Here is a 23,857-nt window from a genome sequence, read left to right on the forward strand (position 1 = left end):
TGGCCGCTGCGCGTCGGCCTGGGTCTGGCCGCGGGCCTGGCCGTGCTGCTGGTCGTGCCCACCGCGCCACCGCCGGTGGTGCAGCCGAGCCCGCTGCAGCATCAGGCCGATGCCATCGCCCAGGAGTACCAGCAGGCCATTGCGACCCTGCCGACCGACACACTCGCGCCGGACTGGCAGCCGACCCTGCATGAGCTTGATCGCAGTGCCGCCAGCATCCGCGCCGCCATCGCTGAAAACCCCCGCTCGCGCTATCTGCTCGGGCAACTGCAACGCACCTATGCGCTGCGCCTTGAACTGACCCAGCAGGCGTTGAACGCCGCTGGCCTGCCATCCTGAAGGAGAACCCCATGCACTACCGCCTGCGAATGTTTGCCGCCCTGACCCTGCTGCTGCCCCTGGCACTGCAGGCGGCAACCCGTGTCGACGAGCGCCATCCCCTGGCGGCCGGCGGTCGGGTGGAGGTCAGCAACATTGCCGGCAAGGTCACCGTGCGTGGCTGGGACCGCAACGAGGTGGCGCTGAGCGGCAGCCTGGCCGATGGTCTGCGCCTGCAGCAGGACAAAAGCACCAACCGCGTGCGCTGGGAAGTGATCTACCCGCGCAACAGCCGCAACAACGGCAGTGCCACGCTGGAGCTGCGTGTGCCGCGCTCGGTGGAGGTGCAGCTGGGCACGGTCAGTGCGGACATCGACGTGGCCGGTGTGGACCTGCGCCGGCTGGCTGCCAATGCGGTCAGCGGTGACATCACTGCCGCCGGTCGCAGTGGCGAGGCCGCCTTGGCCACGGTCAGTGGCAGCGTCCGCGCGCAGGTCCAGACCCAGCGCCTGGCACTGCGGGCGGTGAGCGGTGACATCCAGGCCGGAGGTGGCATTGCCGGTGAAGTCGCGGCGGAAACGGTGTCGGGCGACATCCGCCTGGAAACCGCCCAGGTGCAGCGACTGGCCGCTGAAGCAGTGTCTGGCAGCTTGAGTGTGGGCACCACCGGGTTGGCTCCTGGCGGCAAGGTCACGCTGGAAACGGTCAGCGGCTCCATTGCGCTGGCGCTGCCGGCCAAGGTCTCGGCGCGGCTGGCGGTGAAAACCTTCAGTGGCGACATCCAGTCCGATGCCGGCGAGGTGGAGCGGCCGCGCTACGGTCCGGGTCGCAGTCTGGACACCCGGCTGGGCGCTGGAGATGGCGATATTTCAATCAATGCCCATTCGGGCAACGTGCGGGTAACGCTGGGCGGTCGTTGATTACAGCCACCGCACCGGCAGTGAAGCCGGTGCGGACGGCGGACGGGCTCAGCTGGCCTTCTTCAGCGCCAGGGTATTGCCGAGGACTTCGATCTTGCCACCGCTTTTGCGGAACGCAGCCAGATCTGCGGCGATGCTCGCACTGTTGATCGCCGTGCTGGCGGTCTGCTTGCGGTCAACGCGGACGGTGTTGCCGGCCTTGGGGGAGGTCTTTGGCGAACGTGCCATGGATGCTCCTTTCTAGTTACAGCGTGGAGAAAATCGCCGACGAACATGCGGTGTCGGCGGAGGTAGCGCCGCACGGGGCGGCTGCGATGTCGCCGGTCGTGGACTGGCGACAAATACGGGAAAGCACTCCCAGGCCCGGGGCCGGAGCCTCGGGTGGCAGCTTTGGCGAAGGAGGGCGCGCCTGCGGCGGGCCCGGGACGACATGCGCGTTGCGCATCAAAGCCGGAGAATGATAGTCGTTCCGGCGTAACGTTTTGTTAATGCGGTCGGCTGGACCGCCGGGAACTGCGCATTATTTCAGTTGTATCAATGGCTTGCGGCCCAGGCCAGGCCGTGGACGACGCCGAACGAGGGGTTGCCACGGACCAGCCGCGCCTGCGGGAATGCCGCCGCCACGGCCTGCTGCAGGTAGCCGGCGCGCGACATGCCACCGGTCAGGAACACGGCGGCGGGGTCGCGGCCGATGTCCTCACGGACCTGTGCCAACAGCTGGGTCAACTCGCCGACGTAGCCTGCAGCGGCGGCACCGAGCTGCCCCGCGCTGGTGTGCAGTGCCAGATCGCGCTCGATGAAGTCCAGCACGCTGCCATGCGTGGACGCACTGCTCAGGGCGATCTTGCAGCGTTCCACTTCGCGATAGAGCCGTGCCGTGTTGCCGGTGTCCTGCAGCGCCTGCAGGCGCTTGCCCCAGGGGGCATCCACATCGCGATAGTTGTGCTGGCGGAACTCGCGCTGCCGCGGCATGTCCTGCACCATCGCCGCTTCCACGTAGTGATGCGCGGGTACACGGCTGATGCCGCGGCCAAACAACGGCATGTAGCCGGACAGGCTGAGCGCGAGGTCAATGTCGGTACCCCCGCGGGCAATACCCCAGGCGCGGTGGATGGTCGGTGCCTGTGTACCGCCCACGCGGGCATGCGCGATATCGGTGGTGCCGCCGCCAATATCGACCACCAGGGCATCGTGCTCGTCGGCGCTCTCAGCGTGGTAGTGCATCGCCGCCGCCGCCGGTTCCTCGAGAAAATCGACGCTGTCGAAACCGGCCGCGATGGCGGCGGTGTGCAGAATCTCCAGCGCCTGGTCATTGCCCGCCGCACCGATCGAGCTGCGGAACTGCACGGGCCGGCCCAGCGTGGCCGTACGCACCGGTGCATCCAGCTGCCGGGACGCGGTCAGGCGGATGTGTTCCAGGATGTGGGTGGCGATGCCGGTAATGGTCTGGCGGGCGCGTGGATGCAGGTTGTAGCCCAGCATCGACTTTGGGCTCTGCACCAGATTGCCTTCGTTCTCTTCGAAATAGGCTTCCAGCGCGTCGTCGCCGTACACCGCGTTCTGCAGCAGCGTGGTGGAGCTCAGCGGCTGCCGCATCTGCTCTTCCATCCACTGCCGACGCACCACACGCAAAGCTTCGCGGCGCAGCGCGTCGGGCGCGCGTTCCTGGCCCGCGGCGCGGGCCTCGCGGGCGGCGGCATCGATCAGGCGGTGCAGTTCATGCTCCAGCGCCGGGGTCAGCTCGAAATCATTGGGATCGCGCATGACCTCGGGGAAGTACACCGTGGTGCGGAACTGTTCGGCCTCGCCAAAGCGGATCGGCACCACCCGGCCCTCGATCACGGCGGCGGCGGCGGAGTTGCTGGTACCAAAGTCGATGCCGATCTTCATGCGGGCCGGGCCTGATGGAAGGGGGCGCGCACTGTGCGGCAAGCGGCGTGCGGGCGCAAGGGGCAGCAGCGCGCCGGTTACAATGATGAACGTTTCACTCTTTTCCGAAGGCCCCCATGTCTGCCGTTCCTGCCTGTCCGCAATGCACCCTTGAAAACACCTATGCCGACGGGGCGCTGTTCATCTGCGCCGATTGTGGCCACGAATGGGCGGCGGGCGACGCCGATACGGCCGGCGTGGTGGTCCGCGACAGCAACGGCAACGTGCTCGCAAGCGGCGACACGGTCACCGTGATCAAGGACCTCAAAGTGAAGGGATCCTCCATTCCGCTCAAGCAGGGCACGGTGATCCGCAACATCCGGCTGGTCGAGGATGACGCCGAGCATATCGAAGGCAACTCGGACAAGATCAAGGGACTGGTGCTGAAGACCTGCTTCCTCAAGAAAGCCTGACGTCGCGCGCTGCCCCGCACTGCCGTCAGTTGGCCGCGGTGCGCTTCTGCCAGCGTTTCAGGCTGTCCAGTTTGGCCTGGTAGGCCGCGCGCAGTACCCCGGCGTCCTCGCCGGCGAGATCACGCGCGCGCTGCATTTCCTTGGAGGCGCGGGCGTTGTCTCCGGCCAGGAAATAGGCCCGCGCCAGCCCGAAGTGGAACTGGTGCGCGGTGCCGTACAGGCCAATGGCCTGCCGGTAATAGTGGATGGCCCTGGTGTAGTCCTTGCGCTCTTCAGCCTGGTTGCCCATCCGGAACTGGGCAAAGGGGTCTTTGCGCTCCACCTGCTGCAGCCGCTTGGCGAGCTGCTGTGCCAGCTGCGGTTCGCCCAGGCGCTGGTACAACTTGCTGGCATTGGTCAACGCGGCCGCATGGCGCGGCTGCAGGCGCAGCGCGGTCTCGAAATCCTGCCGAGCCTGCGGCATGCGGCCTTCGCGCGTGTCCAGCACGCCCAGGTTGTTCCAGCCCGGGGTGAATTCCGGTGACAGGTCCAGCGCGGCCTTCAGATAGGTCCTGGCCGTCGGCAGGTCGCCCGCCGCCATCGCCTGTGCGCCGCGGTTGTTGTAGAAGTGCGCCAAGGCGCGTTGTTCGGTGATCGGGCGTGGACCGTAACGGTCGTAGAGCACATTGCGGTCCAGGTCGACCACGGCGGTGCGGTTGTTCAGTTCCACACCCGCATTCACATGCCCGACGCTGTAGATCACGCCTTCGTCCTGGTACCACGTCATCACCTGCGCCACTTCCTGCACCCGCGCATCAATGCCGGCCGCGCGTGCCAGGGTGACGAACAGCAGCGTGAATGACAGGCAGTTGGCACGCCCGGTCTGCCAGGTTTCAGACAGCGTGTGGGTGGCGTAGGGGTCGTACTCCAGATGCATGCCGTCAGCGTCAAAGATCAGGTGCACCAGCTTTTCCAGCCGTTGCTCACGCGAGTTGGCGGCGGCGATCACCCTTTGCTGCAGCAGGGTCCGCAGTTCGGGGGGAATCGCCAGGATCTGGTCCGCGCTGGGCGGCGTGCCGATCGATGGTTCGGCGGCAACCTGCACGGCGGGGAGGGTCACCGCTGGGGCGCGCGGCGGGTCGGCCCGCACCGACGTGGCGGCCAGCAGCGCCATCAGCGGGGGGATCAGCAGGGTGCGAACGTTCATGGCAGACATCGCGGTTACCTCCCAGTCCACGCGGCGGTCCGATGCCAGCATAGGCCGGTCCGGTGGCGGTGGCGTGCCGCTTGTCGGCCCGCTGCGCCCTTTACCGCTTGCCAGCGGCACCCTTCGCAGCCAATCATGCCGCCATGACCTTCGCACCTGTGCTCCTGCCGGCGGCCATGCAGGCCGATCTGGAAGCGGCGTACGCCATGCCGCCCCGGGCGTACCACAGCTTCGCTCACGTGCGCGCCGTGCTGCGTCACTGCCAGGAGGTGGCCGAAGGCCCCGGCTGGACCCAGCCGCGCGAGGTACAGCTGGCCGCGCTGTACCACGATGCGATCTACGATGCCGGACGCAGCGACAATGAAGCGCGTTCAGCCGCCCTTGCACGCGCACAGATCGAGCGCTGGTTGCCTGGAGCCGGCGTCGACGTCGGGCGGGTGGAGCAGCTGATCAGCCTGACCGCGCGTCACGGCGCGCTGGGGCGGGGCGACGTGGACGACCAGGCTGCGCTGTTCCTGGATTGCGACATGGCCATTCTGGGCGCGCCGGCCGAGGTCTTTGATGCCTACGACCGTGGCATCGCCGAGGAGTATGCCGGGCATGTGCCGGGCTTCCTGTTCCGGCTCAACCGGCGGAAATTTCTGACCCAGCTGCTGAAGCGGCCACGCATTTTCCTCAGCGACTTCTTCCACCAGCGCCTGGATGCGGCAGCACGCGCCAACCTGCGTCGTCGGCTGGGCCGCTGAGCCTCGTTTACACTGTCGGGGTTCACCTGCATGCCGTTGCGCCGATGCCTGATCCCGTTCCGCTGCCTGATGCCGACCCCCGCCCGCTGCCGCCGGAAGAACCCGGTCCCAACGAATGTTGCGGCAGTGGCTGCCCGTTGTGCGTGCTGGATCTGTACAGCGAAGAGCTGCAGCGCTACCGCACTGCGCTGGCGGCGTGGAAGCTGCGCCACCCCGATGCAGCTGATTGAGTCTGCCCGCGCATGACGGCACCCGTCGCTGGCCGCTCGCATACCCGTGCCCATGCATCGATTGCGATGGTGGCGTTGCTGGCGTTGTGCGCCTTCGTGCTTACTGCGCTGTGGACCCAGTGGGCCCGCGAAGATCTGGACTGGGTGCAGGCAACCCTGAGTCTCTATCTGCACGGCCCCTGGGGACTGGCATTGCGCACCGCCTACTGTGTGCTGGCGGTGGCGATCATGCTGCTGGCGTGGTCGCTGCATGCAGGGCTGCAGTCGCCGCGGCGCAGTGCGGCCGCGCCGCTGCTGTTCGTGGTGGCCGGCCTTGGCCTGATGGGGGTCGCCATCGGTGACAGCTGGCTGCCGGAGACGGCTCCCTTGCTGGCCCCCCTGGTGCACGGTCTGGCAGCCAATACCGCCTTCCTGTGCGTGAGCGTGGCCATGCTGCTGCAGAGCTGGTACCTGCGCGCAGACCCGCGCTGGAGCCGCTGGGCGGCGCTGGCATGGTGGTGGGCCTGGCTGTGCTTCGCGCTGCTGTGGCTGCACGTGCTGTGGCGCGGTCCGCCGCGTGGGGCAGGGCAGAAACTGGTCATCGCAGTGGTGGTGCTGTGGCTGGCGGCCGTCGCCCTGCAGCAGTGGCGACAGACCCGCCATCGATCCACGTAATGCCGGGTCTTGCCCGGCATCCTCACCTCGCCACGCTCTGTACATCCCCTTGGCACGCCACCGGCGTATCGTGGGCGGACTTTTTCCGGGAAGTGTCACGATGCGGGCAATCAGCACAGGCAGGCGGCCGTGGTGGGGTGGAGTGCTGTTCGGACTGTTGAGCCTCGGCGTGCAGGCCGCACCGCAGCAGGTCAGCCACGGACGCTTCCAGCAGGTGCCGGTGTACCTGCCGGAAGGACAACCGCAGCGGGTGGTGGTGTGGTTCGACGGCGGTCGGGAAGCGGCCTTGACCACACGGCGCATCGAGGCCCTGCGCACGCAGGGGGCATTGGTGGCTCGGGTGGATGTCACGCAGCTGCACCAGGTGGTTGCCGCCGATGGTGGCAGCTGTGCCTTCGGTGCCGGCGACGTGGAGAATTTCTCGCGCTTTTTCCAGGCCTATCTGCACGTGCCGGGTTACCACCTGCCATTGATCGCCGGCGATGGCAGCGGTGCTGAGCTGGCCTATGCGATAGCGGCACAGGCCGACACCCAGGTGTTTGCGGGCGTGCTGACCACCGGCTTCTGTCCCGACGCGGTGCGCGAACGGCAGGTCTGCGGGGCTGGCGTCAGTCACGGTCGCCTGCAGCCCACCGAACTGAACGTTCCCTGGGTGAACGCTGCGGGCGATACGCAGTGCCCGGCGGGCAGTGCTGCCGCATTCGTACGCAAAGTGGCGATGGCGCGCGAGTTCCGGCGCACCGGCAGCGGCGACGATGTGCCGGGGCTGCTGGCCGCCGCGCGGGTGCTGGGCGCGCAGAAAGGCGTCAGCCTGGCTCCGCCGCCGCAAGGGTTGAGCGGCCTGCCGGTGGTGGAAATTCCGGCGGCCAAGGCCGGTGACACGCTGGCCATTTTCGTCTCAGGCGATGGCGGTTGGGCCGGGCTGGACAAGGAGGTGGCCGCAGCGCTGGCTGAGGCGGGTGTGGCCGTGGTCGGCGTGGACTCGCTGCGCTACTTCTGGACCGAGCGCACGCCGGCCGGTTTCGCCCGCGACCTCGAGCGCATTGCCGCGCATTACCAGCAGCAATGGCAGCGCAAGCGGCTGCTGCTGGTGGGCTTTTCGCAGGGTGCGGATGTGTTGCCGGCGGCGATCAACCAGCTTGATCCGGCCACACGCGATTCGGTTGCGTTGATCGGTTTGATGTCGGTCGGGCGAAATGCCGACTACGAATTCCACGTCAGCAACTGGCTGGGCGGTGGCGGCGATGGCCTGCCGATCGCCCCGGAGATCGCCAGGCTGCCGGCGCAGCGCACGCTGTGCCTGTATGGCAAGGAGGACGAGGACGCGCTGTGCCCGGACCTGCCCGCAGGCCAGGCCAAGGTCATCGCGCTTCCCGGCGACCACCATTTCAAGGGCGACTACGACCTGCTCGCCCGCACGTTGCTGGAGCATGTGCCGTAACGGTGTCTACGCTGTTCGGGTACCGGGCGGAACCCGGCTGATCAACCGCGTCGCATCCAACAACGCCGCCGGCAGGTGCATGCCGCCGGGTGCGGCCAGATAACGCGCGCGCCAACTCGGCGCGAACTTCGACTTGAACCGCCGCAGTCCGCTGAATCCATAGAAGCGTTCACCATGTCGCGCCACCAGGTTGGCAAACCGGTTCCAACGCCCGGCCAAGCGGTGCTGCGCCAGGCCCGACAACGGTGCCATGCCCAGTGAAAAGCGTTGGAAGCCCTGCGCGCGCCCCCACAGGAACAACTCGATGAACAGGTAGTCCATCGTGCCCTTCGGGGCGTCGTCCACATATCGCATCAGATCCACGGACAGCTCATGGCCGGCCGGTGCCTGCCACAGATTGGCAAACGCCACGATGCGGCCCTCTGCCTCCACCAGCGCGACCGGGAAACGGGACAGGTACGCCGGGTCGAAACTGCCCAGCGAGAAGCCCTTTTCGTCGCCGGCCTTGTCGTCCAGCCATTGCTGCGAGACCTCGGCCAGTGCGGGCAGTAGCGCCGGCACCTCTTCCGCGCCGGCGACGCGGAAGCTCAGGCCTCCGCGCTTGCCGCGATTCCAGGCCTGGCGCAGGTCGGCACGCTCGCGACCTTCCAGGCTGAAATCGTGCAGCGGCACCATCGCTTCCTCGCCCAGCTTCACCAGGCTCAGGCCCAGGTCCAGATAGGTCTGCCAATAGGCTTCGCCAACCTGGTAGAACACCGGCCGCAGCCCCAACCGGTCGGCCTCCTCGCGGAAGCGCCAGATCAGTGCCCGTGCCACCTCCGGCGGGCCGACCGGGTCGCCCATCGCAATCAGCGACCCGCCATGGCGCTGCATCATCACGAAGCCGCGCTGTGCGTCGTCGCGCAGCACCGCCTTGTCGGCGGTCAGCACCAGGCAGGCCTGCGTGTCTTCGGCACCGGCCAACACCGGGGCCAGCGCATCCAGTGTCGCCGCGTCGGCCGGCGCCAGGGGAGTGCGCGTGCTGTGCAGCAGGCGCGCCAGCCCGAATACGGTCAGTGCGATGGCCACCAGCAGCAGCGCACGCAGCGCACGCGGCGCATTGCCCTGCACCGCGAACTGCCACCACAGTTCGTTCTGGTACTCGACGTGGCTGTAGACGAAGAACAACAGCCAGATCACCGCCACCAGCACCAGCCCCAGGTTGCGGATCCACGGCCACGACCAGGCCTCATCCAGCAGCGCGCCCTGGCGATAGAACTCGCGACGTGAGGCCCACAGGGCCATGGCGACCAGTACCGCCGACAACGCGATCAGCAACTGCCCGCCGCGCAGCCAGATCGGCAACGGTGCCATCACGCAGATGCCCAGTGCCAGCATCCAGGCCGCGTGGCTGCGCCGCTGCAGGCCCTGGCCGATCAGCAGCAGTGCCACCCCGGCCAGGCTGCCCAGCAGGTGCGAGGTCTCCAGCACCGGCAGCGAGGCATGCAGCAGATGACGGCGTGGCGTGGGCAAGGTGCCGTCGATCACCAGCGCCGCGCCCACGCTGAACACCGCCAGCGCGATGATTTGCGGCAGCCACGGGCGCAGTGCGGTCCAGCCAGCGCGGGTGGCCCCGGCACCCGCACGCAGCGGACGCCGCAGCGCTGGCGCAACCGCCAGCACCGTCGCCAGCAGCAGCGGCAGCACGTAGTAGGTGACCCGGTAGATCAACGCCGCGGCGAGCACCGCGGCCGGGGGCACCTGCGGCAGCAGTTTCAGCAGGCTCCATTCGAACACGCCCAGCCCGGCCGGCACGCTGGAGATCAACCCGGCCAGCACCGCCACCAGGTACAGCCCGACGAAGCCGGGCAGTCCGGCGGGGGTGTCCATCGGCAGCAGGACATAGAACGCTGCTGCTGCCAGCACCAGTTCGACCACGCTCAACGCGGTGACGCCGAGCATGGTGCGCCGGTCCGGCAGCCAAAGTGCATGGCCACGGATCTGGAAGGTGCGTCCTTCGCGACCGACCAGCAGCACCGTCACCGCATAGGCCAGCAGCGCCAGCACACCGAGCGCGCGTACTACCGCCACCGACACCGGCAGCGCCAGCGCGGCGGCCCCCGGTTCCAGCACGAAGGCCAGCGCAAGCAGCAGCCATGCACCAAACAGGAAGCCCAGCGTGCTCATCAGCACCACCTGACCGATCTCGCCCAGGCTCAGCCCGGCGCTGCCATAGCCGCGCAGACGCACCGCGCCGCCGGTCAGGGCGGCAAAGCCCAGGGTCTGGCCCAGCGTGTGGGCGAGGAAGGCGGTGATGCCGACGCGTGCCGGATGCAGGCGCTTGCCACTGCGGCGCAGGCCAATCGCGTCAAACCCGATCAAGCAGGCATAGCTGGCCAGGCCCAGCAGCACGGTCAGTGCGATCTGACCGGTGCCCAGGGCGCGGAACGCCTCGCGGATGGCGCGGTAGCCGTGATCGTCGAACTCGTTGGCCAGTCCATGCAGGGCGAGCGCCAGAATGCCCAGGCTGAACACCACGGTGGCAGCGCGCCGCCAGCCGGGATGCGCCGTTGCTGGCGCAGGGGAAATGTCGGTCATCTGGACAGCGTGCTCCGGGCAGGGCGATGAGGGCGTCAATACGCGCGGCACGGCGCGACGGCGCATCGTGCGCCTCGGCCGCGACCTTGCCAAGAGGTCCGGTTGTGCCCGCTGTGGCGGGTTTGATCACGCTCACGGACGGCCCCTCCGGCATCGGCGACAATGGACCTCCATTGCAGAGGAGACTTCCCCATGTTGGAGCGTTTTGACGTCGGTCCGCGCATGTCCGAAATGACCGTGCACAACAAGGTCGCCTATTTGTCCGGGCAGATTCCCGAAGACACCAGCCAGGACATTACCGGCCAGACCCGGCAGGTGCTGGCGGAGATCGACAAGCTGCTGGCACTGGTGGCCAGTGACAAGCAGCACATCCTGCGCGCGGAAGTGTTCCTGGCCGACATCAACGACTTCGCCGGCATGAATGCCGCGTGGGACGAATGGGTGGTCGCGGGTATGACCCCGGCGCGCGCCACGGTCGAGGCCAAGCTGGCCGACCCGGCATGGAAGGTCGAGATCGTGGTTACCGCGGCGCTGCCGTAATCAAATCGATGCAATCCACCGGGCACGGTGGAATGCACAGCTCGCAGCCGGTACACAGGTCGGCCAGGACGGTGTGCATGTATTTGGCACCGCCTACGATGGCATCGACCGGGCAGGCCTGGATGCACTTGGTGCAGCCGATGCAGTCGGCTTCCACCACCACCGCGACCTGGGCGGATTTGTGTTCGCCCCGGCTGCGATCAAACGGCACGGTGGTCACGCCCAGCACCTGCGCCAGCGCCCGCGCGCCGGCGTCGCCGCCCGGCGGGCAGCGTTCCACGCCCGCCTCGCCGCGCGCCATGGCTTCGGCATAAGGGCGGCAGCCATCGAAGCCGCATTGCCCACACTGGGTCTGCGGCAGCAGCCGGTCAAGGCGTTCGGTCAGGGGCGTGCGAAGGGCATTCATGCGTGGCGTCGGCTGCGCGGGACATTCATTTCATCGGTTTGCGAACTTCAACGGTCTGCGGACCTCGTAGAGCGGGGCTTGCCCCGCTGCTTTTCAGCAGTTTGCCGCGATACCAACGCTCATGCGCAAGCGCGAGCATCGGCTTATCTTCTCGACTGTCCCCATACGCGTGAACGCGCAGGTACCGTGACAGGTCATAGCGCTTGCGAATCCGTTCGGCTTTTCGCGGCCCGCAGTCGCCATCGGCATAACGCCCGGTAAGCCGGCCATCCTTGCCTTCCAGGCGGTTGCAGATCAGCTCCACGCCCAGGTTCTCGCACCACGGGCGCAGGTACAGATCCAGCGACCCCGACACAATCACCACGGTGTGGTTCTGCTTCAGGTGCCAGCGGATCTGCTCCAGCATCTTCGGCTGCACCACGTCCGGCAGCACCTCACGGGCAAAACCGGCGGCCTGGGCGGCAATGTCGTCGCCGTGGCGGCCGCGCATCACCAGCCGGGTGACGCGCGCGCGGATACGCTCGGCCGAAATAAGCTTCAGCCGGTACGCCAGCAGCCACGGCCCGACTTTCCACCAGGCATGTGCCAGCTGTTCGGGCGTGGCCACCCGGCGCAGGAAACGGGCGTAGGTGTCACAGTCGGTGACGGTGTTATCGAAGTCAAACAGCGCCAGCTCCACGCCCGCGCCCGATCAACGAACCGGCATGCCCGGCTGCGCGCCGCTGTCGGCATCCAGCAGTGCCAGCGCGCCGCCGTCGAAGCCGGCCGACAGGATCATGCCTTCGCTCAGGCCGAAACGCATTTTGCGCGGGGCCAGGTTGGCAATGAACACCACGCTGCGGCCAACCAGCGCTTCGGGTTCGCCGTAGCTACCGCGGATGCCGGAGAAGATCTGGCGCTTGCCCAGCTCGCCGGCGTCCAGTTCGAAGCGCAGCAGCTTGTCCGAGCCTTCCACGAACTCGCACACCAGCACCTTGCCGATGCGCAGGTCGAGCTTGGCGAAATCGTCGATGCCGATGTAAGCCGGTGCAGCGTCGGTGGCCGCAGCGGGAGCTGGAGCAGGCGCGGCAGCTGCCGGCTTTGCGGCCTTGGCCGGGGCGGCAGCCGCCGGAGCGGCAGCGAGGGTGTCCTTGGAAGCGTCGGTCATGGCGTCGATCAGTTTCGGGTCAATACGGGTGAAGAGCGGGACGAACACCGCAATGGTGTGCGCGGTGAGCGGGCGGACGATGTCGGTCCAGGTCTGCACCGGCGAAGCCAGGAAGGTTTCGGCCTGCGCGGCCGTGGCCGGCAGCACCGGCTTCAGTGCGGTGACCAGCACGCGGAACAGATTCAGCCCCTGGGTGCAGACCGCCTGCAGCTGGGCGTCGGCCCCTTCCTGCTTGGCGATCACCCACGGCTTCTGGTCGTCGATGTAACGGTTGGCTTCGTCGGCCAATGCCATGGTCAGGCGCAGTGCCGCCGCCGGATCATTGCGTTCGTAAGCCTCGCGGATCGGCCCCAGCGCCGCCACGAAGCGGTCGTACTGTGCTGCATCGGGCAGCGCATCGGCCAGGCGGCCGTCGAAGCGCTTGCTGATGAAGCCGGCGCAGCGGCTGGCCAGGTTGACGAACTTGCCGACCAGGTCGGCATTCACGCGCGCGACGAAGTCACCCAGGTTCAGGTCGAGGTCGTCAACGCCGCCGCTGGACTTGGCCGCGAAGTAATAGCGCAGCGCTTCCGGCTCCAGGCCCACGTCCAGATAGGTACGCGCCATCACGAAGGTGCCGCGCGACTTGGACATCTTCGCGCCTTCCACGGTCAGGTAACCGTTCACGTGCAGACGGGTCGGCGCGCGGTGCCCGGTGCCGTGCAGCACCGCCGGCCAGAACAGGCCGTGGAAGTTGACGATGTCCTTGCCGATGAAGTGGTGCAGCTCGGTGCTGGTGCCGGCGCGCAGGTGCGACTCGAAATCTTCGCCGGTCTTCGCGCACAGCGCCTGGAAGCTGGACAGGTAGCCGATCGGCGCATCCAGCCAGACATAGAAGTACTTGCCCGGCTGGCCCGGAATCTCGAAGCCGAAGTAAGGCGCATCGCGCGAGATGTCCCACGCGCGCAGGCCACCTTCAGCATTCAGCCATTCGCCCAGCTTCGCCTTCACGCCCGGCAGGGCCACGTCGCCGGCCAGCCATTCGCGCAGGAACGCCTCGAAGCGGCCCACCTCGAAGAAGAAGTGCTCCGAATCGCGGATTTCCGGCGTGGCACCGGAAATGACCGACTTCGGGTCCTTCAGGTCGGTCGGGGCATAGGTCGAACCGCAGACCTCGCAGTTGTCGCCGTACTGGTCAGCGCTGCCACAGGTCGGGCAGATGCCCTTGATGTAGCGGTCGGGCAGGAACATGCCCTTGTCCGGGTCATAGAACTGCGCCACCGAGCGCCGCGAGATGTGGCCGTTGGCCTCCAGCTTGGCGTAGAAGGCTTCGGTCAGGGCGCGGTTGCCGGCCGAGTTGGTCGAATCGTAATGGTCGAAGTCGACCCCGAAGGCGGCAAAGTCGCGTTCGTGGCTGGCCTGGATGTTGGCGATGAACACTTCCGGGGTCACCCCGGCCTTTTCCGCGCCGAGCATGATCGGGGTGCCGTGGGTGTCGTCGGCGCACACGAACCAGGTCTTGCCGCCGCTCATTCGCCGCGCGCGCACCCAGATGTCAGCCTGGATGTAGCCGACCAGATGGCCAAGGTGCAGGGGGCCGTTGGCGTAGGGCAGGGCGGTGGTGACGAGAGCGGTGCGGGTCATGATGAACGCAGTTGCCAGGGGAACGCGGGATTATCGCATGCCCTGTCAAGACAAAAGGCCGAAGCGTTGCCGCTTCGGCCTTTGGAGGGTTGTGAACGGCCCGGAGGGCGCTGCTTACTCGCGCACCCAGGTCTGGGCGCGGCAGATGAAGGCCACGCAGCCGGACATGTCCAGCTTCTTGCCGCCCGGCTGCAATTCCAGCTTGGACTTGTAGGTCTTGCCGTTGGCGGGATCCAGCACCGTGCCGCCCGACCACTCGGTGGTGCTGCCCTTGTCCTGCTTGAGATTCCACAGGATGGTCATGCCCTTCACCGGCTTGCCCTTGTTGGCACCGCTGCAGTCGTCGCAGACCGGGTTCGGACCCTTGTCCGAATGGAGCACTTCGACCACCTTGCCGCTGAGGGTACCGTTGGCGGCCTGGCTGATTTCCACGATCGACTTCACCTTGCCGGTCTTGTCGTCAATGGTCTTCCAGCGGCCCACGGCGCTGTCAGCGGCGCTGGCCGACATTGAGGCCATCACCAGCGGCAATGCCAGCAGCAGGGTCTTGAACGTCTTGCGCATGGTTCCCCTCCCAGGGATGTTCATGAAAACCGGCGCGATGCCGGCACCTCGCGACTGTATACCCATTCGCACGGGTACGGAACGCACCCCGTAAAGCGGGGCTTGCCCCGCTGCTCTTCACATGAACTTATTCATCCAATCTCATACAACTCCAGCGGCAGCCCGTCCGGATCGGCAAAGAACGTGAACCTCCGCCCGGTGTATTCATCCACCCGGATCGGCTCGAATTCCACGCCTTCGCCCGCCAGCCGCGAGATCACCGGCTCCAGCGCTGCCACCCTGAACGCCAGATGCCGCAAGCCCTGCGCCTCCGGCCGGCTGGGTCGGGGCGGGGCAGCCGGGAATGAGAACAATTCCAGCTGACCGCCATCGGGCAGGGCCAGGTCCAGTTTCCAGGACTCCCGGGCCTCCCGGTAATGCTCGGCCAGCACGGTCAGGCCCAGCACCCGTACGTAAAAGTCGCGCGAGCGCGGGTAGTCGGCGCAGATCAGCGCGACGTGGTGAAGACCCAGCAGGGGGGAGGACATCGGGGACTCCGGAAAAGCTGTCGTTTCTGAACACGTTGCCCGGTATACCGCATTCCGCCGTCGCTTTCGAATTTCTTGTAAAGCCTCGCTCCGCCCCCGTCGCCATCATGCCGGCCGTGTCCAAGAGGGTGCCTGTTGCGCCGTCCACGTTTACGGATCTGACCGGGAGATGAGGGATGCAGGTAATCGTCAATGCAGGCCAGGACACCGTCCAGTTCAACTCCGCCGGCAACGTGGTGCGGCTGGCTCCGGGGCAGCGCCTGCTGCTGGCCGGCTCCACCGCGCCGCGGCATCCGGCCCTGCAGGTCGTACCGCTGGCCGGCAGTGGCATGGCGCGTGCGCTGGCGCATTTTGACCACGTGCGCGACGCGGTGCGTCACAGCGCCGAGCCGCCGGTGGTGTGCTGGCCGGTCGCGGCGGCGGTGGAAGAACCGGAAGTAGCGGCCGCCTGGTTGATCGACCAGCTGGCGCGTGCCCCGCAGAGCTTGGCGGTTGACGTTGCCGATTCCACCCCGCTGGCGGCGCTGCTGCGCCATCTGGCCCGCAGTGAGAGTTACGGGCTCATGCGCTTTCTGTTGAAGGAAGGCGGCGAACACAGCGTGGCCACCCTTGCCGAGCGTTATGGATTGTCCTCGGCCCAGTTCCATCGTCGCTGCCGGCAGGTGCTGGGGCGACCCCTGAAACGCGAGCTGCGCATCCTGCGCGCCGCGCGCACCTTGCTGGCCTACCCGGGGCGGGCGCGTTCGTTCACCTATCTGGCCGCCGACCACGGCTACGCCTCGTTGTCGCATTTCTGTACCGACATCAAGGCCCTGATCGGCTGCTCCCCTTTGTCCGTCTACCGCGCCGTCAAGACGCCTGCCGAGTAATCCATGCGTTTCCTGCCGTATTCCCTGTTGCTGTTCACTGCCGTTGCCGTTCTTGCCGCTGCGCCCGCTGTCCGCGCGCAGACCCCGCTGGAAGGCACCGCCATTTCCGACCGCGCCGATCTGCCGCATGCGGCCGGCTTCGTCTCGCGCGCCGAAAGCGCCGAGCACCTGCTCAATGCCATCGGGGCCAAGGCGCGTCAAGCCGTCGTGGTCAGTGCCAAGGCGCAACGCAAGAAGGTCAGCGGCAGCTTCGACCTGGCCCGCCCGTTCGACGTGCTCAACAAGGTCTCCGCCGATGTCGGCCTGGTCTGGTACAGCGATACCCAGTCCATCTATGTGTACGAGGCCAGCGAGCAGAAGAACGCGGTGGGCCGGCTGCGTTCCACTTCGGTGGCCACGCTCAACGACTTCCTGCGCAAGGCCAAACTGGCCGACCCGCGCTACGTGGTGCGTGGGGGCGGGGCCGACGGCACCTTCTACGTGGCCGGCCCGCCGGTCTACGTGGACATCGTGCTCAATGCCGCGCGCTACCTGGACGAACTGTATGAAGGGGCAGATGCCAGCCCGAATCATGTCGAGGTGATCAAACTCGAGCACAGCTTCGTGCATGGCCGCCGTTACGCCGTGCGCGGCGAAGCGCAGAGCGTGCCGGGCATGGCCGATGTGTTGTCCCAGGTGCTGCAGATGGGAGATTTCGGCACCGTGGTGAAGCAGCCGGCGGCCCAGCCAGCCGATGCGGCATTGGTGATGGAGGAGGCGCTGCCGCCGGCCGCCCAGGTGCAGATTCCCGCGCCGCAGCCTGCGAGTACGTCGAGCGGCCCGGGCCCGGCCCGGGTCATGCCGTATGCGGAAACCAACAGCATCATCGTGCGCGGCACGCTGGCGCAGATCGAGCAGATCAAGCGGCTGGTGGCCGAGCTGGATACCCCGCGCAAGCAGATCGAGCTGTCGCTGTGGATCATCGACATCAAGAAGACCGAACTTGACCGCCTGGGCGTGAACTGGAGCGGCGGCATCAACATCGGCAACCGCCTGCAGATCGGCATCAATGACGGCATTCCGGCCACCACCCTCGATGGCCCGCGCTTCCTGGCCTCGGTGCAGGCACTGACCAGCACGGGAGACGCGCAGATCGTTTCGCGCCCGGTGCTGCTGACCCAGGAGAACGTACCGGCCTACTTCGACAGCAACCAGACCTTTTACACCCAGTTGATTGGCGAAAAAGCGGTCGAGCTGGATCAGGTGACCTACGGCACCCTGGTCAGCGTTCGCCCGCGTATTTCCAGCATGGAAGAGGTGGAGCTGCAATTGGCGGTGGAAGACGGTGGTGCCAGTTCGTCCGGCTTCGACACCGGCCTGCCGCTGGTCAGCCGGACCATGATCGACACCGTCGCGCGCGTGCCGCACCAGCTCAGTCTGCTGATCGGCGGCTATACCCGGCGTCAGCTGGACAACGGCAAGAGCGGCATTCCCGGTCTGCGCCGTGTGCCCGGGGTCGGCAAGCTGTTCGGTCAGGACACCCGCAGCCACGACAACCTCGTGCGCGTGTTCCTGATCCAGCCGCGTGTGCTCGGCGAGCGCGACATGCTCAATGCTGCCCGCATGCAGCAGCTGTATGGCCAGGATGTGGGCGAGCCGTTGCAGGATGTGCTGGAGGAACTGAAGCAGGGCTTGCCCGCGCTGGAGGCCGCGCATGGCGCTTCCCGCAATTAATCCAGCCCCGCGCGCAATACCGGTGCCCGCCCCCCGGCAGGCGGCAACCCAGCAGACTGAAGGCAACGACGACAACCGCACCCAGGCACCGGCCCCGCGTCGGCCGGGCGCGCTCGCGACCGCATTGGCGATGAGTGACGACATCGGGGCTCTGATGGCCTCGCTGCAGCGCCGTCGCGACCAGCAGAACGCTGCCGGTACGGGTGCCCCCGAGGCGTGGATCGACCACGTGCTGGACGAAAAAGTCCACCAGAAGCTGTCCGGCTTCCGTGAGCAGCTCGGTGGCATGCGCAGCCCCTCGCAGGTGATGTCGCTGCTGAAGCAGCTGTTCCCCGATCCCAGCGATGTGCTGGCGGTGCTGCGCGCGCTGCTCGCCGAAGACGAGCTGGAAGCCATGCGCGAGCTGCTGGAAGCCACGCTGGAACAGCTGCTCGAAGAGCAGGCCGCACAGGGCAACGGTGCGGCGATGCGCGGCGGTGCCAACGTCGCGGTGAAGGCGCGGCTGGCGTCCAGAAACGCGCAGCTCTCGGCGCGCGCGCTGCGTCAAAGCTATCGCGATTTCCTCGGTAACCCGCAGGACTGCGCGGGCGAATACATCGCTTGGATCGAGCAGTACGGATTCGAACGCCGCGCGGTCATCGTCGACTTCATGGAACAGGCCATCGCCGCCGACATGTTCTCGCTGGACCCCAGCGCTTCGCTGCTGGAGTTCGGCTACCTGCTGGGGCAGGTGCGCAAGCTGGCGGTGCTGCGTTCGGTGGACCAGCTGCTGGTGGACGACATCCAGCGCACCGGCCTGCTGACCCGCATGGCTACCCGCGCCGACACGGTGGTGGTGGGCCTGCTTGATGTCGTGCGCGGGCTGCAGGACTGGAAGGGCCTGTTCACCGGGCCGCTGGCCGCGGCGCGTGTGGCGCTGGGAACCGAACAGCGGGTGCGTTTGATTCAGGCACTTCGCCGCGCCCTCAAGGACCTGCCCGATGCCATCTGGATCGGGCCGGAGGCGCGCGAGGTGGCCATGCAGCAACTGGAGACGATGGTGGTGGAAAGCATGAAACGTGATCGCGGCCACACCGGCGGCTTCACCGGGGGGCTGGCATGAGCGCGGCCTTGAACACCGGCGGCTTGAGCGCGCGCATGCGCGGCATCCTGCGTCCGGAACTGGCACTGGTGGTGCTGATGGCGGTGGTGGTGGCGATGCTCATCATCCCGCTGCCGACCCTGGTGGTCGACCTGCTGATCGCACTGAACATGGCGGTGGCCATCGTCATCTTCCTCAGCTCGTTCTACGTGGAGCGCATTCTCAGCTTCTCCACCTTCCCCTCTGTGCTGCTGTTCACCACGTTGATGCGGCTGGCGCTGTCGGTCAGCACGAGCCGTCTGATCCTGGTTGACGCCGATGCCGGGCATATCATCAATGCCTTCGGCGAATTTGTGGTGGCAGACAACCTGGTGGTCGGTGCGGTCATCTTCGCCATCATCACCCTGGTGCAGTTCATCGTCATCACCAAGGGTTCCGAGCGTATCGGTGAAGTGGTGGCACGCTTCTCGCTGGACGGCATGCCCGGCAAGCAGATGAGCATCGACGCCGACCTTCGCGCCGAAGCCATCACCTCGGAAGAGGCGCAGCGCCGCCGCCGCGACGTCGAACGCGAAAGCCAGTTGTACGGCTCGTACGACGGTGCAATGAAGTTCGTCAAGGGCGACGCCATCGCCGGCATCGTCATCGTGTTCGTCAATCTGTTCGGCGGCATCGCGGTGGGCATGCTGCAGCACGGTATGCCGTTCGGTGAGGCGCTGAACACCTTCACCCTGCTGACCATCGGTGATGGTCTGGTGGCGCAGATTCCCGCGCTGCTGATCTGCATCAGCGCCGGCTTCATCGTCACCCGCGTCAGCGGCGAGGGCAACAACCTCGGTGCCAGCATTCTGGGCGAGCTGTTCAACAGCAACGTGGTGCTGGCCATCGGGGCCATCCTGGTCCTGCTGATGGGCTTCCTGCCCGGCTTCCCGCTGCCGGTGTTCGCTGGCCTCGCCATCGGCCTGGCGGCCATGCTGTTCTTGCGCATGCGCCGCGGGTCCACCGCGGAATCCGCAACCGGCGGTGCCGCTTCTGGTAGTGCCGGTGCAACCGGCAGCACGGACCCCAGCAGCGCCGCTGCCGGAAACCTCACCAGCGAAACCCTGCCGCTGATCCTGCTCCTGCCCGGCCCGCTGCATGACGCGGCCACCGCCGGCAAATGGGAAGAACAGCTGCGTAACGATGCCTTCATCAACACCGGCATGCAGCTGGCTGCGTTCGTGCTGCGCCCGCACGAGCCCGCCCAGGAACACCAGGTCAAAGTGCTGATCAACGAGATTCCCGCCGCAAGCGGGCAGGTGGTCGGTGGTCACGTGCGCGTGCTCGGCCGTCAGGACGAACTCGACGCGCTGAACATGGGCCTGACCGTGCCGCATGACGGCGCGGTGGCGCGCTGGGTGCCGGTCGCGTCGCAGGCCGATGTGCTGGCGATGGGCTGCGAAGTCGCAACCGATTACGAGGAGCTGCGTCGCCTTGTGCATGGCGCGGTGCTGCGCAACGTCGGCGAACTGTTCGGCATCCAGGAAGCCAAGTACGTGCTGGACGCGCTGGAGAAGCGCTTCCCCGAGCTGGTCAAGGAAGCGTACCGGCACATGCCCATCCAGCGTGTGGCCGAGGTCCTGCAGCGTCTGCTGCGCGAGGATGTCTCCATCCGCAACATGAAGGTGGTCCTTGAAACCCTGGCCCAGTGGGGGCAGCGCGAGAAGGACGTGATCCTGCTGGTGGAGCACGTGCGCAGTGCACTGGCGCGGTACATCTCGGCGCGATTCGCCCGCGACGGCCGCATTCCCGCGATTCTCGTTTCCAGCCAGGTCGAGGACCAGATCCGCAGCGGCATCCGCCAGAGCCAGGGCGCGGCCTACCTGAATCTGGAGCCCACCGAATCCAACGAACTGATGGACCGCTTTGCCCTGCACGTGGGCGAAGTGTCCGCCTATCGCCCCGATGTGGTGCTGATGGTGGCCCCGGACATCCGCCGCTTCGTCAAGCGGTTCATCGAAAACAAACTCCCCTCCACCCCGGTGCTTTCGTTCGGTGAAATTTCCGACGCGGTCACCCTTGATGTCATGAGAAGCATATGAACCACCTGCTCGATACCCTCAACGCTGCCTTGAACGAGCTGGGGTGCGACCCCTCGCGGTTCGAGTTCGATACCCATTCCTCGGTGGTGATGGGCTTTGCAGACGTCGGCGAACTGCTGCTCGATCCGGTGGGCGACACGGTGTTCCTGTGGGGCCGTCTGGATACCTCGCCGGACATGCGCTTCAGCAATCGTGCTGAAGAGCTCTTGACCGCGCTGTCGGCACCGTCGGCGCATTTCGCCAACGGCTGCCTGTCGCTGCGGGTCATCGACGACGCGTGCCTGGTCGGCGGCATGCTGCTGACCGACTGCCAGCATCAGTCCTCACTGATGGCCGAAGCCATTGAGAGCTTCCACGGCCGCGTGCTCGACCTGCAGGCGCTGCTGCGGTGAATCCGGCCGTGCCCTTGTGGCGTCCCTGTGCGCGACCGCTGGCGCTGCGCGCCGGTGAACTGCGCGTGCCACTGCCGCAGGTTGCGGTGGGGGAGCATTGCCACGTGCGGCGCTCCGCCGGCGATGCCGAGCTGCTGACCCACGGCGTGGTCACCCGCGTGGACGAAGGTGTTGCCACCGTGGCCCTGCTCGGCGCGCCATCTCGGCTTGCCGCCGATGTGCTGGTGGTGCCTACCGGCCAGCCACTTCAGGTGCAGTTGGGTCCGCAGCTGCTCGGGTGCGTGGTGGACGGATTTGGCGAAGTCGTCGAGCGGCTGGGCAGTCCGATCGCGGAAGCCGAGCTGTCGGCCAGCGCAGTCGGTCGCGCGGCCTCGGTGCAGTCCGCGGCGCTCGACTACCGTCAGCGTCGCGCCATCGACACCCCGTTCGACACCGGCGTACGTGCCATCGACGCGCTGCTCACCGTAGGCGAAGGCCAGCGCATGGGCGTGTTCGCCGCCGCCGGCTGCGGCAAGACCACCCTGGTGGAAATGCTGCTGACCAATGCCGACTGCGATGTGCGCGTGGTGGCCCTGATCGGCGAACGTGGGCGCGAGGTCGCCGCTTTTGTCGAATCCATCAGCAGCAGCCCGCACGCTGCCCGCACCATCGTCGTGCAGGCCACCTCCGACAGCTCGCCGGCCACCCGCGTCAACGCCGCCATGGTGGCGACCCGCATTGCCGAGTACTTCCGCGAGCAGGGCAGCCGCGTGCTGCTGGTGATGGACTCGGCCACACGCTACGCGCGTGCACTGCGCGACGTGGCGCTCTCCGCCGGTGAACCACCGGCACGGCGCGGCTTCCCGGCGTCGGTGTTTGAAGCTCTGCCGCACCTGGTCGAGCGCCCGGGCAACACCGTGCAGGGCAGCATCACCGCGTTCTACACCGTGCTGCTGGAGGACGACAGCGATCCCGACCCGGTCGGCGAGGAAGTGAAGTCGCTGCTGGACGGGCATATCCACCTCAGTGGACGCCTGGCCCAGCGTGGGCACTTTCCGGCCATTGACGTGCTGCGCAGCGCCAGTCGTCTCTATCCGCGTCTGGCCAATGCCGCGCAGGGGGAAGCGGCGAACCGACTGCGCAGCCTGCTCGGCCGGCTGGAAGACCTGCAGCTGCTGCGCGACATCGGCGAGTACCGCCCAGGTGCGCAACCGGACCAGGACGACGCGGTGGCACGCGAACCGAGGCTCAACGCATTCCTGCGCCAGGGCCTGCATGAGCGCGTGCCGGCTTCTGCGGCGGTGGAGGCCCTGCATGCCGTCGTCCGCTGACCCACGCCGCATCGCACGCTGGGTCGACCAGCGCGCACAGCGACTGCGCCGTGATGCCGCCGCGCAGTCTACTGTTGCGGAAGCGCATGACGTACAAGCCGGCGAGCTGCGCGTGCAGGCCAATGCGCGGCTGCTCGACGCGCAGGTGCAACAGGAGCTGGGCCTGGACCGGCAGCGGCTGTTCGACCGACTGCGCGCCGTCGCCATCGCCCGCGCCCACGTTCTCGAGTGCGACCTGCGCGCCCGTGACCTGCTGGCCCAGGCCGAGCAGGCGCGGCAGCAGGAACAGGAACTGCGGCGCAGTGCCGCCCAACAACAATCACGTGCACACCGGCTGGATGCCGCCGGTGCGCGTCTCGAACGCCATCGTCGGCAGGCGCAGCAACGCCGCGACGAACGCCAGATTCAAGAGGAGTACGCATGTCGTTGACCATCCAGAAACAGCCCGCCATCGCGGCGATCAGCGCAGTGACCGGCGTGCAGCCGCTGCTGCAGCGCATGGAAGAGGCGCACCACAAGGGAAGCGTTTCGATGCAGCACGGGAGTGCGCAGGCGCACGCCGATACGGCGTCGTCCGCCAATGCCGGCAATGACGACAACGTGTCCGGGGCTTCCGCGGCGGGTAGCAGTGGTACTTCGTCGCCCACATCGGTGGAGGCCTTCGGCGATCCCGGCAGCGGTGGCATCGACACGCCGCCCGCGCTGGAAGAACCCGGCTTGCTGCCGATTGATGACGCCGACGATATACCTGACGAAGGTGCCGAGTTCGAGTTCGATGATGAATTCGACGACGAGCGCGATGCCTACATCGAGCGCCTGGTGAGTGGCACGGATGCAGATGCGCCGTTGCTGCCGCTGTGGCCGGGCCTGTCGTTGGTCGCAGCGCGTTCGGACACCGCTGCCGTCCGTCGTGCATCCACCTTCACAGCCGCAGGCACTCCGACGCCAACCGCACAGTCGACGTCGACGCAGCCGCAGTTGCAGCCGCAGCCGCAGCCGCACAACCGCGGATCCAGTGCGGCTGCCGGGCAGGGCACGCAGGCCAGTGGTCCGGCATCGCCGGGGTCGCTGTCGGGCACGCCCGTCGAATCGTCCGCCACGCCGTCCAGCACGATGACCGGCTCTGCAGAATTGCCGCCGCCGGTGACCGCTGCCGGGGCCGCGCTGCGCGCTCTGCGCGAAGCGGATGC

Annotated in this window: 24 protein-coding genes and 1 pseudogene; 16 read left to right on the plus strand and 9 right to left on the minus strand. The window is 67.2% G+C overall.

Annotated elements, in window-relative coordinates; translation table 11 throughout:
- Positions 1-339: pseudogene (locus tag RT551_RS17845) on the plus strand (hypothetical protein); the annotation flags it as partial.
- Positions 340-368: 29 nt separating this feature from the next.
- Positions 369-1,238, plus strand: coding sequence for a DUF4097 family beta strand repeat-containing protein (locus RT551_RS17850; RefSeq protein WP_313461052.1), 870 nt, complete (start codon positions 369-371; stop codon positions 1,236-1,238).
- A 48-nt stretch (positions 1,239-1,286) separates the two neighbouring features.
- Here RT551_RS17850 and RT551_RS17855 read toward each other — a convergent pair whose 3' ends face one another.
- On the minus strand, positions 1,287-1,466 hold the full coding sequence (locus RT551_RS17855; RefSeq protein WP_125361787.1) for a hypothetical protein: 180 nt from the start codon (positions 1,464-1,466) through the stop codon (positions 1,287-1,289).
- A 306-nt stretch (positions 1,467-1,772) separates the two neighbouring features.
- Positions 1,773-3,128, minus strand: a complete 1,356-nt coding sequence (locus tag RT551_RS17860) for an Hsp70 family protein (protein WP_313461014.1) — start codon at positions 3,126-3,128, stop codon at positions 1,773-1,775.
- A gap of 116 nt (positions 3,129-3,244) precedes the next feature.
- Between RT551_RS17860 and RT551_RS17865 the strand changes: the two genes are divergently transcribed.
- Positions 3,245-3,580 (plus strand): zinc ribbon domain-containing protein YjdM, encoded by a 336-nt coding sequence (locus RT551_RS17865; RefSeq protein ID WP_313461016.1) that lies wholly within the window; start codon positions 3,245-3,247, stop codon positions 3,578-3,580.
- 25 nt (positions 3,581-3,605) lie between these two features.
- Here RT551_RS17865 and RT551_RS17870 read toward each other — a convergent pair whose 3' ends face one another.
- Positions 3,606-4,766: a tetratricopeptide repeat protein gene (locus tag RT551_RS17870; RefSeq protein WP_313461018.1), complete on the minus strand. Its 1,161-nt coding sequence runs from the start codon at positions 4,764-4,766 to the stop codon at positions 3,606-3,608.
- Positions 4,767-4,909: 143 nt separating this feature from the next.
- Between RT551_RS17870 and RT551_RS17875 the strand changes: the two genes are divergently transcribed.
- The 4 genes from RT551_RS17875 (at position 4,910) to RT551_RS17890 (ending at position 7,837) form a co-directional block, all read left to right on the plus strand.
- The gene (locus RT551_RS17875) at positions 4,910-5,512 is read left to right on the plus strand and encodes a hypothetical protein (protein WP_313461020.1); all 603 of its coding nucleotides are present in this window, start codon (positions 4,910-4,912) and stop codon (positions 5,510-5,512) included.
- Between the two features lie 44 nt (positions 5,513-5,556).
- Entirely contained in the window at positions 5,557-5,742 is a 186-nt protein-coding gene (locus RT551_RS17880; RefSeq protein ID WP_313461022.1) for an oxidoreductase-like domain-containing protein, read from the plus strand.
- A gap of 12 nt (positions 5,743-5,754) precedes the next feature.
- On the plus strand, positions 5,755-6,396 hold the full coding sequence (locus tag RT551_RS17885) for a DUF998 domain-containing protein (protein WP_313461024.1): 642 nt from the start codon (positions 5,755-5,757) through the stop codon (positions 6,394-6,396).
- Positions 6,397-6,538: 142 nt separating this feature from the next.
- On the plus strand, positions 6,539-7,837 hold the full coding sequence (locus RT551_RS17890) for an AcvB/VirJ family lysyl-phosphatidylglycerol hydrolase (RefSeq protein ID WP_313461026.1): 1,299 nt from the start codon (positions 6,539-6,541) through the stop codon (positions 7,835-7,837).
- A gap of 6 nt (positions 7,838-7,843) precedes the next feature.
- On the opposite strand, the gene mprF is transcribed toward RT551_RS17890, so the two are convergent.
- Positions 7,844-10,414: a bifunctional lysylphosphatidylglycerol flippase/synthetase MprF gene (mprF, locus tag RT551_RS17895; protein WP_313461028.1), complete on the minus strand. Its 2,571-nt coding sequence runs from the start codon at positions 10,412-10,414 to the stop codon at positions 7,844-7,846.
- Positions 10,415-10,606: 192 nt separating this feature from the next.
- Between mprF and RT551_RS17900 the strand changes: the two genes are divergently transcribed.
- Complete coding sequence (locus RT551_RS17900; RefSeq protein ID WP_282296396.1) at positions 10,607-10,954, plus strand: RidA family protein; 348 nt, start codon at positions 10,607-10,609, stop codon at positions 10,952-10,954.
- Here the strand turns inward: RT551_RS17900 and rnfB are convergent.
- The 5 genes from rnfB to RT551_RS17925 form a co-directional block, all read right to left on the minus strand.
- Positions 10,935-11,360, minus strand: coding sequence for an Rnf electron transport complex subunit RnfB (gene rnfB / locus RT551_RS17905; protein WP_313461030.1), 426 nt, complete (start codon positions 11,358-11,360; stop codon positions 10,935-10,937). The genes RT551_RS17900 and rnfB overlap by 20 nt on opposite strands.
- A gap of 25 nt (positions 11,361-11,385) precedes the next feature.
- Positions 11,386-12,039 carry an HAD family hydrolase gene (locus RT551_RS17910; RefSeq protein ID WP_313461032.1) on the minus strand — a complete coding sequence of 218 codons (654 nt, stop codon included), beginning with the start codon at positions 12,037-12,039 and terminating at the stop codon, positions 11,386-11,388.
- A gap of 12 nt (positions 12,040-12,051) precedes the next feature.
- The gene (metG, locus tag RT551_RS17915; RefSeq protein ID WP_313461033.1) at positions 12,052-14,130 is read right to left on the minus strand and encodes a methionine--tRNA ligase; all 2,079 of its coding nucleotides are present in this window, start codon (positions 14,128-14,130) and stop codon (positions 12,052-12,054) included.
- A gap of 114 nt (positions 14,131-14,244) precedes the next feature.
- Positions 14,245-14,694, minus strand: coding sequence for a DUF2147 domain-containing protein (locus RT551_RS17920; RefSeq protein WP_313461035.1), 450 nt, complete (start codon positions 14,692-14,694; stop codon positions 14,245-14,247).
- A gap of 131 nt (positions 14,695-14,825) precedes the next feature.
- Positions 14,826-15,221 (minus strand): VOC family protein, encoded by a 396-nt coding sequence (locus RT551_RS17925; protein WP_313461037.1) that lies wholly within the window; start codon positions 15,219-15,221, stop codon positions 14,826-14,828.
- Between the two features lie 176 nt (positions 15,222-15,397).
- On the opposite strand from RT551_RS17925, the gene RT551_RS17930 reads away from it, so the two are divergent.
- The 8 genes from RT551_RS17930 to RT551_RS17965 all read left to right on the plus strand — a co-directional run.
- Positions 15,398-16,090: a helix-turn-helix domain-containing protein gene (locus RT551_RS17930; protein ID WP_313461039.1), complete on the plus strand. Its 693-nt coding sequence runs from the start codon at positions 15,398-15,400 to the stop codon at positions 16,088-16,090.
- 3 nt (positions 16,091-16,093) lie between these two features.
- Positions 16,094-17,803 carry a type III secretion system outer membrane ring subunit SctC gene (sctC, locus tag RT551_RS17935; protein ID WP_313461041.1) on the plus strand — a complete coding sequence of 570 codons (1,710 nt, stop codon included), beginning with the start codon at positions 16,094-16,096 and terminating at the stop codon, positions 17,801-17,803.
- Complete coding sequence (gene sctW / locus RT551_RS17940; protein WP_313461043.1) at positions 17,784-18,905, plus strand: type III secretion system gatekeeper subunit SctW; 1,122 nt, start codon at positions 17,784-17,786, stop codon at positions 18,903-18,905. The genes sctC and sctW overlap by 20 nt, the downstream gene beginning before the upstream one ends.
- Positions 18,902-20,965: an EscV/YscV/HrcV family type III secretion system export apparatus protein gene (locus RT551_RS17945; RefSeq protein WP_313461045.1), complete on the plus strand. Its 2,064-nt coding sequence runs from the start codon at positions 18,902-18,904 to the stop codon at positions 20,963-20,965. The genes sctW and RT551_RS17945 overlap by 4 nt, the downstream gene beginning before the upstream one ends.
- A complete protein-coding gene (locus RT551_RS17950) occupies positions 20,962-21,357 on the plus strand; it encodes a hypothetical protein (protein ID WP_313461047.1) in 396 nt (131 codons plus the stop codon). Before RT551_RS17945 ends, RT551_RS17950 begins: the two co-directional genes overlap by 4 nt.
- Before the next feature lie 8 nt (positions 21,358-21,365).
- Positions 21,366-22,667: a FliI/YscN family ATPase gene (locus RT551_RS17955; protein WP_313461049.1), complete on the plus strand. Its 1,302-nt coding sequence runs from the start codon at positions 21,366-21,368 to the stop codon at positions 22,665-22,667.
- A complete protein-coding gene (locus RT551_RS17960) occupies positions 22,651-23,097 on the plus strand; it encodes a hypothetical protein (RefSeq protein ID WP_313461050.1) in 447 nt (148 codons plus the stop codon). Before RT551_RS17955 ends, RT551_RS17960 begins: the two co-directional genes overlap by 17 nt.
- On the plus strand, positions 23,088-23,857 hold a 770-nt coding region (locus tag RT551_RS17965; protein WP_313461051.1), incomplete at its 3' end, for a hypothetical protein. The genes RT551_RS17960 and RT551_RS17965, both read left to right, overlap by 10 nt.

It is taken from the genome of Stenotrophomonas sp. (assembly GCF_032103445.1).
GTDB lineage: Bacteria > Pseudomonadota > Gammaproteobacteria > Xanthomonadales > Xanthomonadaceae > Stenotrophomonas.